10 protein-coding genes are annotated in these 9,465 nt (G+C 59.1%); 2 read left to right on the top strand and 8 right to left on the bottom strand.

Features of this window, described 5'->3' with window-relative positions; genetic code table 11:
• Positions 1-83 precede the first annotated feature (83 nt).
• Together ABYO54_RS09630 and ABYO54_RS09625 are read left to right on the top strand one after the other, a co-directional pair.
• On the top strand, positions 84-1,751 hold the full coding sequence (locus ABYO54_RS09630; RefSeq protein WP_372808040.1) for a sensor histidine kinase: 1,668 nt from the start codon (positions 84-86) through the stop codon (positions 1,749-1,751).
• Positions 1,732-2,412, top strand: coding sequence for a response regulator transcription factor (locus ABYO54_RS09625; protein ID WP_372808039.1), 681 nt, complete (start codon positions 1,732-1,734; stop codon positions 2,410-2,412). The genes ABYO54_RS09630 and ABYO54_RS09625 overlap by 20 nt, the downstream gene beginning before the upstream one ends.
• Here ABYO54_RS09625 and ABYO54_RS09620 read toward each other — a convergent pair.
• The 8 genes from ABYO54_RS09620 to mutM all read right to left on the bottom strand — a co-directional run bounded on the left by ABYO54_RS09620 (position 2,388) and on the right by mutM (position 9,223).
• Complete coding sequence (locus ABYO54_RS09620) at positions 2,388-3,650, bottom strand: folylpolyglutamate synthase/dihydrofolate synthase family protein (protein ID WP_372808038.1); 1,263 nt, start codon at positions 3,648-3,650, stop codon at positions 2,388-2,390. The two genes, ABYO54_RS09625 and ABYO54_RS09620, sit on opposite strands and share 25 nt — an antisense overlap.
• Positions 3,647-4,252, bottom strand: a complete 606-nt coding sequence (locus ABYO54_RS09615; RefSeq protein WP_372808037.1) for a MarC family protein — start codon at positions 4,250-4,252, stop codon at positions 3,647-3,649. Before ABYO54_RS09615 ends, ABYO54_RS09620 begins: the two co-directional genes overlap by 4 nt.
• A 42-nt stretch (positions 4,253-4,294) precedes the next feature.
• Positions 4,295-5,143, bottom strand: a complete 849-nt coding sequence (accD, locus tag ABYO54_RS09610) for an acetyl-CoA carboxylase, carboxyltransferase subunit beta (protein ID WP_372808036.1) — start codon at positions 5,141-5,143, stop codon at positions 4,295-4,297.
• A gap of 15 nt (positions 5,144-5,158) precedes the next feature.
• A complete protein-coding gene (locus tag ABYO54_RS09605) occupies positions 5,159-5,881 on the bottom strand; it encodes a ComF family protein (RefSeq protein ID WP_372808035.1) in 723 nt (240 codons plus the stop codon).
• A gap of 48 nt (positions 5,882-5,929) precedes the next feature.
• On the bottom strand, positions 5,930-6,748 hold the full coding sequence (locus ABYO54_RS09600; protein WP_372808034.1) for an SH3 domain-containing protein: 819 nt from the start codon (positions 6,746-6,748) through the stop codon (positions 5,930-5,932).
• Positions 6,749-6,764: 16 nt separating this feature from the next.
• Positions 6,765-7,541 (bottom strand): TatD family hydrolase, encoded by a 777-nt coding sequence (locus ABYO54_RS09595; RefSeq protein ID WP_372808033.1) that lies wholly within the window; start codon positions 7,539-7,541, stop codon positions 6,765-6,767.
• 178 nt (positions 7,542-7,719) lie between these two features.
• Positions 7,720-8,283, bottom strand: a complete 564-nt coding sequence (locus ABYO54_RS09590; RefSeq protein ID WP_372808032.1) for a peroxiredoxin — start codon at positions 8,281-8,283, stop codon at positions 7,720-7,722.
• Between the two features lie 124 nt (positions 8,284-8,407).
• Positions 8,408-9,223 (bottom strand): bifunctional DNA-formamidopyrimidine glycosylase/DNA-(apurinic or apyrimidinic site) lyase, encoded by an 816-nt coding sequence (gene mutM / locus ABYO54_RS09585; protein ID WP_372808031.1) that lies wholly within the window; start codon positions 9,221-9,223, stop codon positions 8,408-8,410.
• Positions 9,224-9,465: the final 242 nt, after the last annotated feature.

Here is a 9,465-nt window from a genome sequence, read left to right as displayed (position 1 = left end):
GCAACCAGCTTCTGTATTGAAGATGGCAAGGTTTCCTCCATTGGTATCTATATCCGCCACTAGACTTCCGATAAATGAACCTGATGCGCATACGATATCTGCTGAATGCCGGACTGCTCCTACTGATGGCGGGGTTGTTCGGGACGGCGGTTGTGCTCAATCGCAATCATTTCACATCGGCCAATGCCAATGTGGAAATTGCGTTCGAACGGGAGTTGCGGTTGCAGGTTAGGCATCTGCGGAAGGAACTCGAACAACAGGAAGACGAACTGTTCGCACGAGCCGAGCAACCGCTTATTCTAGACGAGGCTTCCAGCGTCGCCGACTTTCCCGAACATTTTTTAATTCTGCCCAACGGCGTGGTTCCCGCCTGCACGGCGGGGCTGGCGGAAACGGTCTCCGACAAGGAGGCCAAAGAAGCATTCCGAAGCGGATTGGCGGCGCTGCCCGACAAAGCCGCCCTGCCCCATTTTAAAACGGCGGCGCAGCTAAAGGTAAAAACTGCGGACGATCTCTATCGAAAAATCGGCGCGTGGTTCAACGTATTGGAATTTGAGCGAGACGTCCGATCCGTTTGCTGCCTGCTGACATTGATCCATCAATCCTCGCCCGCACTTACGGAATCGCAGCGCTTGTTTTTCAACGATATGCTGGGCGCGCAGGTACCGAACCTCGAACAGATCGCGGCTTGGCTGAAGCAACAGGAAGCGACCGCCGAGCGTATCGATCAATACCTGACGCGGCAAAAAGGCGCCTACCGGACGACGATCAACGAACGCACGCTCTCCGTCCGCGAGGACGGACGGGCCGTACTTTACCCCCCCCGGCTCGAAACCGCGCCGCCGGTCGAATTGATCCGTTCGGCGGATGAAACCGCAGGAATGGAAATCGCGCCGGGGCTCTACGCCACCATCCCCAAAGCAACCGTTGCCGAAGCCCAACGGAATATTCGACGACAATACCGGACGGGCAATACGATCATGGCCCTGATGGCACTACTCGGTGCTGGCCTATTGGCCGGCATGGCCGCATCCGCCCAGCGACGCCAAAAGCTGAACGCGCTTCGCACGCAGTTCATCGCGACGGTATCGCACGAACTGCGCACGCCGCTGTCGCTCATTCGCCTGCATGCCGAAACGCTCCATCACGGGCGCATTCCGCCGGAAAAGGTTGCGGAATATCACCAGACCATCCTCACCGAGTCCGAACGGCTTAGCGGCATCGTGAACAATGTGCTGGATTTCTCGCGCATGGAACGCGGGAAGCTGACCATTCATCTTGAAACGGTGAATCTATCCGACTGCACCGGGCAGATTATCGAATCGTTTGCCTCCCGCTTTGAAACAGAAGGCTTCAAGGTTGAGCAGCGCATCAAGCCGGACATAATTTCCCGGACAGATCCCCTCGCCTTTTCCCAGATCCTTTTCAACCTGCTCGATAACGCCATCAAATATTCCGACGGGACCAAAATCATAGAAATCGGGTTGGACGTTTCCAAGGGGTGGAATATCCTCACCGTCGCGGATCAGGGGATCGGGATACCCGACAAACTCAAGAAGCCTATTTTCGACGAGTTCACACGATCCGACGACAGCAAGGTGACCGCCCGGCGCGGCAGCGGGATCGGGCTTAACGTGGCCCAGCGGCTCGCCGAAAAAATGGGCGGGACAATCGAGGTGGCCGACAACCGCCCGAAAGGTACGGTCTTCACGGTTCGACTGAAGGAGCGCAATGAAACTACTGGTGGTTGACGACGAAATGGCGATGGCCAACGCCATCCGCGACAACCTCGAATACGAGGGGTTCCAGATCGACTGCGCCTATGGCGGACAGCAGGCGCTCGACCGCCTGCTCGCAGAAAAATACCGCCTCGTCGTGCTCGACGTCATGATGCCGGACCTCGACGGTTTCCAGGTGTTGGAACAAGTTCGGGCCAACAACGACCACACGCCCGTCATTTTCTTAACCGCCCGATCCACCGAGGCCGACAAGCTCCGCGGCCTCGGGCTTGGCGCCGACGACTATGTCGTGAAGCCCTTCAGCATCCTCGAACTCGTCGCCCGCGTGAAGGCCGTGCTCAACCGCACCGCGCCGCAAGCGGAGATCAAGAGCCTACAGCTCGGCGATGTCCGAATCGATTTCATGAAACTTACGGTCGAATCGGGCGGCCAAACCGAAGAGTTGGGCCGATACGAGGCCGACATCCTGCGCCTGCTGGCCTCCGAGCCCGGCCGCGTCTTTTCGCGCACCGACATTCTCGACCAAGTCTGGGGCATGGCGGCCTTCCCGACCAACCGCACGATCGACAACCATATCGTCAAGCTCCGCCAAAAGATTGAGCCCGCCCCCAAGGAACCGAGGTACATTCTTTCGATCTATGGGAAGGGCTATAAGCTTTTTCCGACTGCTTGAAGCATCTGCTTCATGTAGAGCGAGCCGGTGACGACCACGAGGCGGTCGGGACCGGAAGCCCATTTCGTGGCGGCGGCCCAGGCTTCGGCAACGGTCGAGGGTTCGGCATCGATTCCGGCAACCCGGCACTGAGCGGCGGCTTGCTCGGCCGTGGTTCCGCGCGGCGCATCGATCGGAATGGTCCAGGCCCGCGAGACGAGCGGCTTGAGCTCGCGCAGGAATTCGACCGCATCCTTGTCGCCCAAAAAGCCGAGTATGAAGCCGATCTGTTTATGGGGATAGAGCTCCTTGAGGGTTTTCACCAGCGCCCGGCTGGCCGAAGGGTTATGCGCTCCATCGAGGATGACCAGCGGATCGGCAGACCACGTCTGGAAACGCGCGGCCCACTCGACCGCTTCGAGCCCCTTTTTAAATGCGAGTTCCGCATCGAGCATATCCGCCAGCACTTCGAGCGCGGCAACGGCGACGGCACAGTTTTGGCGCTGGCATTCGCCAAGCAACGGCAGATTGATCGGCGGCAGGTTGCGCGAGTGGGTTTCGATCTTGAGCTTTTGCGGTTCGCCGACCTTGGCGACGGAAACGGCTTCCGAACTCCGGATAACCGGTTCGCCCGCCTTTTGCAGTTGCGCCATGGCGGCTTCGCATTGCGGTGCGCTGACGACCGGGCGGCCGGGCTTGATGATGCCCGCCTTCTCGGCGGCGATGGCCTCGATGGTGTTGCCCAGGAAGTTGGTGTGGTCGATGTCGATGGGCGTGATGACCGACAGTAGCGGAATCACCACGTTGGTGGCATCCCACCGGCCGCCCATGCCCGTTTCGATGATGGCGACCTCCACGCCTTCGTCGGCGAAATATTGAAAAGCGATGGCGGTGGAGATTTCGAAGAAGGTTGCGGCGCGCAGGCCCGTGGCCTGCTCGGTTTCATCGGCCTTTCGCTCCATCAGCTCGATATAGCCGTTCAGCGCTTGCTCCGGAATCCGTTCGCCGTTGATGCGGAAGCGCTCCGAAAAATCGACGAGGTGGGGCGAGGTGTAGAGGCCGGTCTTGAAGCCGGAGGCGCGCAAGACCGATTCAAGCATGGCGCAGACGGATCCCTTTCCGTTGGTTCCGGCCACATGGATGACCGCCAGCCGGCGGTGCGGATTCCCGAGGGCATCGAGCAGGGCCGAGATGACGTCCAACCCGGGCTTGATGCCCGCCGTGGTTCGATCGAAAAGCGCCTGGACCGCCGGGTTCACGACAGAAAGCTCCGAATCCCGGTAAAGATCATCTGGGCGGCCAGCGCCGAAAGAATCAGCCCGGTCATCTTACTGAGGATGCGCAGGTTCTTTTTCCCGACCACCTTTTCGATGTAGGCCCCGACCAGCAGAATGCCGCCCAAGGTGAGCGAGGCGGCCACCAGCGACAAAATGCCGACCGTGCGCTCCGTCGTGGTGTCGAGCTCCGCGCCAAGAATGAAAAGGGCACCGATGATGGCCGGGCCAATCACGATGGGCATGGCGAGCGGCACCACGGCAAAATCCTCATCGTCGCCGCCATTGGTCGGCATCTTTTCCGTGCGCGATTGCACGAGCTCCACCGACGAAAGGAACAGCAAGGCCCCGGCGCCAATACGGAAGGCATCGAGCGTGATGCCGAACAACTTGAACACCACCTGCCCGAAAAAGAAAAATCCGATGCACAGGATAACGACCGCCCCCGTGACCCGCAGCGCCAAGCGCCGCCGCTCGCCGGCATCGTAGTCCTTCGTCATGCTGAGAAACATGGTCAGCACGAAAAAGGGCGTGAACATGAAAGCGAATTTAAGCCAGATCGTAACGAATTGACCCAGATATGCCATGAGGAACCCCTGAAACGAAGCCGTTTCGCGATGGTGCGCTTGCTAATTGTCGCAGAGGTAGTCGAGTACGAGGATCATGCGTTCGCGGAGTTCGCAACGCGGAATGACCATATCGATGAGGCCATGCTGCTGGAGGAACTCGGCGCGCTGGAAGCCTTCGGGCAGATCCTGCTGGGTGGTTTCCTTGATCACGCGCGGTCCGGCGAAACCGATCAGGGCTTCGGGCTCGGCCACGATCAGATCGCCGAGGGTGGCGAAGGACGCCATGACCCCGGCCATGGTCGGGTGCGTCAGGATTGGAATGTAGGGAAGCCCGGCTTCGGCATGGCGAGCGAGCGCGGCGCTGGTTTTGGCCATTTGCATCAGGCTGAGCAACCCCTCGTACATGCGCGCCCCGCCGGAGGCACAGGATAGCAGAATCGGGCGGCGTTCCTTGGTGCTGCGTTCAATCAGATAGGTCACGCGCTCGCCGACTACGCTGCCCATGGAGGCGCCGAGAAACGAAAAGTCCATGACCCCGAGGCCGATGTCGCGCCCGTTGAGCTTGCAACCGCCGACGGTTATGGCGTCGTCCCACCCCGATTTTTTCTGGTTGGATTCGAGCTTGTCGATGTAGGACTGCTGTCCGGTGAACCCGAGGATATCGACCGATTTGATGCCGCCGGCCCATTCGACGAAGGTCCCTTCGTCGGAGAGCAGGTTGATGCGCTGCTGGCGTCCGAGGGTGAAATGGTGGCCGCATTTGGTGCAGACCTCCAGGTTCGTGGCCACCTCTTCCTTATAGACGATTTCGCCGCAGGACGGGCACTTCATCCAGAGCCCGTCGGGCACATCGCGTTTTTTCACGGTGATCGTTGAATAGTTTTTCTTGCTGCCGCCAAACAAAGCCATTTTCAAATCCTCTCGTTATCCGCGCGCCACCGTCAGCACATGTACCGACATTGCCCCACCCTGTTTCAAGGCTTTTGCGCATGCATTCACAGTTGCTCCCGTGGTCATCACATCATCGACCAGAAGAACGCGCCGCCCGGCCAGCCATTTCTCTCTCCTAGATTGAAAAGCGTTGTGAACGTTACTAAGCCGCATCGGAGCTGTCAAATTTGTTTGCGTCGCGGTGGGGCGAATTCGACGCAGCATGGAAGGGATGGTTTGGCAGCCGATACGCTTTGCGAGCTCCTGAGCCAGCACCGCGGACTGGTTGTAGCCGCGCGCCCGGCGGCGCACATGGTAGAGCGGAACCGGGACGATGAGGTCGAAGGTTTGGCCCGGATATTCGGCCATCAGGCAGTGGCGCAGGATTTCGGCAAGGTCGGGGGCCAGCCAGATCGCCTTTTCGTATTTGAGTTGGCGAAGCGCCTCGCCCACCACGCCTTCATAGCGCGCGGCCGACCGGGCCCCGTCGAACGCCGGCTTTTTCGCGGAGCAGGAAAAGCAGATGAACCCGTGGTCGACCGCCCCCGCCACCGGGTCGCCGCACAAGCCGCAAAACGGCGGCTCGACCTTCGCGGCATCGGACCAGCAGTCCCAACAGATAAAGCGGAACGTTTCCGGCGAAGAAATCCCGCAACCGACGCAGTTGCGGGGATAGACCATATCCAGGAAGGCGCGCTTGGCGCGGTCGAAGGCCATCCGATTCCCCCCTTCCGCGCTGTGCCTACCGGACATGCGACCGTGGACCTAATCTTTGATAATCGGGTCGAGGTTGATTTTATCGGGCTGGATGACCGGCAGATTGACGTCCTTGACCCAATACACCTTGCCCTCGATCAACAGGGAACGGTTGAGCAGCTTTTCCAGCTGGCTTTCGCGGCCGCGCACCAGGCAGATCGGCTCCTCGATTTCCCCGGCGATGAGCACCAGCTTGTAGAGACCGGGGTTGGCGCGGCGCAGGATGCCGGGAATCCGGTCAACCTTCCCCTGCGGCTTGGCCTCGTCGAGCACCAGCATCAGCGGAGACAGCTCTTCTTGCGGTTCGGGATTCTGCTCGGCCACGGGTTCCGGCACGGATTGAGGCTCCTCCGCCACCACCATCGGCTCGGGCTTCGGCGGTTCGACGAACTCGACATAATCCTCGCTAATCCACACGCGGCTACCGAGGGGCGGCGCAATCTTGAGCCAGTCGTTGAACTCCCCGCGGACCGACACCGTGTCGTCCCGCTCGAGGATGGCCACCTCGTTGTAGTTGATGCTCGGCCCCGAACGGACGTTCAGCTTCTTCGGCATAACGATCCCGTTCTGAATGTATTCGGCCGCCACCCAAAAGTTCAGGCTATCGGGGGCCTGGACCGCCACCCATCCGTTGGTTTGGCCGAAAAAAACCATCTCCTCGCCGCGAATGGCGCGGTCGAGCAACTCGCCTTCGAGGCTCGGTTTGGCGCGCAGGCTGACGCGGTCGCCCGTAACCCGGACCCGGACGGCCTCGTCGGCTTCGGCAACTTGATTGGTTTGGGCAACCGCCACGGAGGCGGTTGCCAGCAACATCAATAAAAATCTCATTTGCAATCCTCGAATTTTAAAGGGCGAACAGCGTCCGCGCATTCGTTGCGGTTAAATTCGCCATGAAGTCTACCGAACAACCCCTAAGTTCGGCAAGGCGATTAGCGGTATGAACCACGAAAGCCGGCTCGCAACGGTTGCCGCGCATCGGCACGGGGGCCAAATACGGCGAATCGGTTTCGATCAGCAGGCGGTCGTCGGGGACATAGGTTGCCACTTCGCGCAACGGATCGGCGTTGAGAAACGTTACGATGCCGCTGAAGCTAATCATCAGGCCCAGATCGAGCACCTGCCGCGCAAATGCGGTGTCGCGGGTGAAGCAATGGAGTACGCCGCAACGCCCCGGCTCCCCCTTCCAGGCACGGGCATAATCCTTCAGCAAGGCGATGGTATCCGCGTCGGCATCGCGGCTATGGACGACCACCGGCTTTTCAAACTCGACGGCCAGCGCCAGGTTTTCGTTGAAAAGTTTTTTCTGCTCGGCGGCGGTATCGGCCGTGTAATAATAGTCCAATCCGGTTTCGCCGACCGCCTTCGCCAGCGGATGGGCCACCTGCTCCCGCAGGGCGGAAAGGTCGTAGCCTTCGGTCGCCTCGTCGCGGTCGTAGCCTGCGCAGCCGAAGATCCGGCCCGGATATTCCTCCGCCAGTTTCAGCGACAGTGCATTGGCCTCGGCCGATCCGCCAATGGCCACCATTTCATGGAGTTGCGCTTCCTTGGCATGCTCCAAAATCTCCGCAAAGGAACCATCCTTCACGAACCGGTCAAAATGTACGTGGGTATCAATGAACATAACGCGGCGCAGTAAAGCGAAACCGGCACGCGGCGGGCGAGCAAGAAAACCATTTACCTTGGGGCGAGGGCCCGGCAAGTGCGCGCCGCTCGCCGGGATGAGGCGGGAACCCAATGAAAAAGGGGGCGCGGCATTGCACCGCGCCCCCTTGCTTGGGGTGTTAACTAACCAGGGGAAGTTAGATTTTTCCTACGAGGTCGAGACCCGGGGTGAGGGTATCTCCACCGGGCGTCCAGTTTGCCGGGCAAACCTGGTCGCCGTGTTCGTGTACAAATTTTGCGGCTTCGAGCTTGCGGAGGGCTTCCGCAGCGCTGCGGCCAATGCCGAGGTCGTGGATTTCGGCGGTCTTCAGCACGCCGTTGGGATCGATGATGAAGGTGCCGCGCAGGGCCAAGCCTTCTTCTTCGATATAGACGCCGAACAGCTTGCTTACGGCACCGGTCGGATCGGCACCCATCAGGTAGTTAACCTTGCCGATTGCGGCAGACTCGTCGTGCCAAGCCTTGTGGACAAAGGCGGTGTCGGTGCTGACCGAGATCACCTCGGCGCCGGCGGCTTGGAATTTCGGGTAGAGCGCAGCCACGTCTTCAAGTTCGGTCGGGCAGACGAAGGTGAAATCGGCCGGATAGAAAACAATCACGACCCACTTGCCTTTGTAGTCGGACAGCTTGATGTCTTTGATTTCGTCGTTCTGAAATGCGGCCATTTTGAACTCAGGCACTTCTTGACCAATCTTAACCATTTTAATCTCCTTTACCGTTATCGTTTCCAAACAACGGAACAAACAGTACCATTCCCGTTCCGTTTGTAAACAGGAATGTGGATGCTTTTTTAACCTTTTCGTCAAATCCCCCGTTTTTATTGGACTAAATCGTCTGGCACGCCGGGCAGAAGGTGGTTCCCCGCTGGGCGACAACCGTCTTTTCGAGTGGATTTTTGCAGCGCGGACACGGCTTCCCGCCCCGTCCATAGGCGTTTACAACGGCCCGGTTTTCCCCGGTCTCGCCGTCCACTTGCCGATAGTTGGTCTTTCCATCGCCCAGGGAGGTGCCGCGATTGTTTACGCCGACCGTCAGCACCTGCTTGATGGCTTTGAATAGGGCCAGCAATTCCGCATCCGTTAAAGAATCCGAAATCCGTTCCGGATGCACCTTCGATTCCCACAGCGCCTCGTCGGCATAGATGTTCCCCAGCCCGGCCACGATCGACTGGTCGAGAATCAGCGGCTTGATCATGCGGTGCCGCTTGCGCATCGCTTCGATGAAATAGGTTTGCGAGAAGGCGGGCGTCAGCGCGTCGGGACCGAGCTGCGAAAGGATTTCATTGGGATCATCCACCAATTTCCATCGCCCGAATTTCCGGGTGTCGCGGTAGTAGAGGTTCAATCCGTCCGACAACTTGAGGACCAAACGGTCATGGCTCCCCTGCTTCATCGAAAACGATCCCGCCATCCGCAGATGGATCATGATCGTCTGGCCCGACGACAGCGAAAAAAGCATCCACTTCCCCACGCGCGAAATTTGCACGATCGTTGTTCCTTCGATGGCCCGGGAGAACGCGGCGATGGACAACGGCTCAACCATCTTGGCCCAGCATACCTTGGCCGAGAGAATCGTCTTCCCCTCGACGCCCCGCGCCCGCAGTTGCCGCGCGATCGTTTCAACTTCCGGTAGTTCGGGCATGGAATCTCCTGTTTTCGACAAACTGATTGGGGACAAACTAATTCAAATCCACCGGAAGCCAAGACAAACGCGCGTTGACATATTGATACTACTTTAGTATCATTTCCGCATACCACGTAAGATCCGCGAATTGATTCAGGACTTGAAGAAAGCCGGTTTTATAGACCGGAGCGGCAAAGGTAGCCAACGGAATTTCAAACATCCCTGCGGTGTAAGAATTACGATCAGCGGCAAAACAGGCG

The organism is Pontiella sp. (assembly GCF_041622395.1).
In the GTDB taxonomy this organism is placed as follows: Bacteria; Verrucomicrobiota; Kiritimatiellia; order Kiritimatiellales; family Pontiellaceae; genus Pontiella.
This window is presented reverse-complemented; position numbering and strand designations above follow the sequence as displayed.

Excerpts from the sequence above, each read along its gene's own strand:
- ABYO54_RS09630 (WP_372808040.1), top strand. The coding sequence starts at position 84 with ATGCGCATACGATATCTGCTGAATGCCGGACTGCTCCTACTGATGGCG.
- ABYO54_RS09625 (WP_372808039.1), top strand. The coding sequence starts at position 1,732 with ATGAAACTACTGGTGGTTGACGACGAAATGGCGATGGCCAACGCCATC.
- ABYO54_RS09615 (WP_372808037.1), bottom strand. The coding sequence starts at position 4,252 with ATGGCATATCTGGGTCAATTCGTTACGATCTGGCTTAAATTCGCTTTC.
- accD (WP_372808036.1), bottom strand. The coding sequence starts at position 5,143 with ATGGCTTTGTTTGGCGGCAGCAAGAAAAACTATTCAACGATCACCGTG.
- ABYO54_RS09605 (WP_372808035.1), bottom strand. The coding sequence starts at position 5,881 with ATGGCCTTCGACCGCGCCAAGCGCGCCTTCCTGGATATGGTCTATCCC.
- ABYO54_RS09600 (WP_372808034.1), bottom strand. The coding sequence starts at position 6,748 with ATGAGATTTTTATTGATGTTGCTGGCAACCGCCTCCGTGGCGGTTGCC.
- ABYO54_RS09595 (WP_372808033.1), bottom strand. The coding sequence starts at position 7,541 with ATGTTCATTGATACCCACGTACATTTTGACCGGTTCGTGAAGGATGGT.
- ABYO54_RS09590 (WP_372808032.1), bottom strand. The coding sequence starts at position 8,283 with ATGGTTAAGATTGGTCAAGAAGTGCCTGAGTTCAAAATGGCCGCATTT.
- mutM (WP_372808031.1), bottom strand. The coding sequence starts at position 9,223 with ATGCCCGAACTACCGGAAGTTGAAACGATCGCGCGGCAACTGCGGGCG.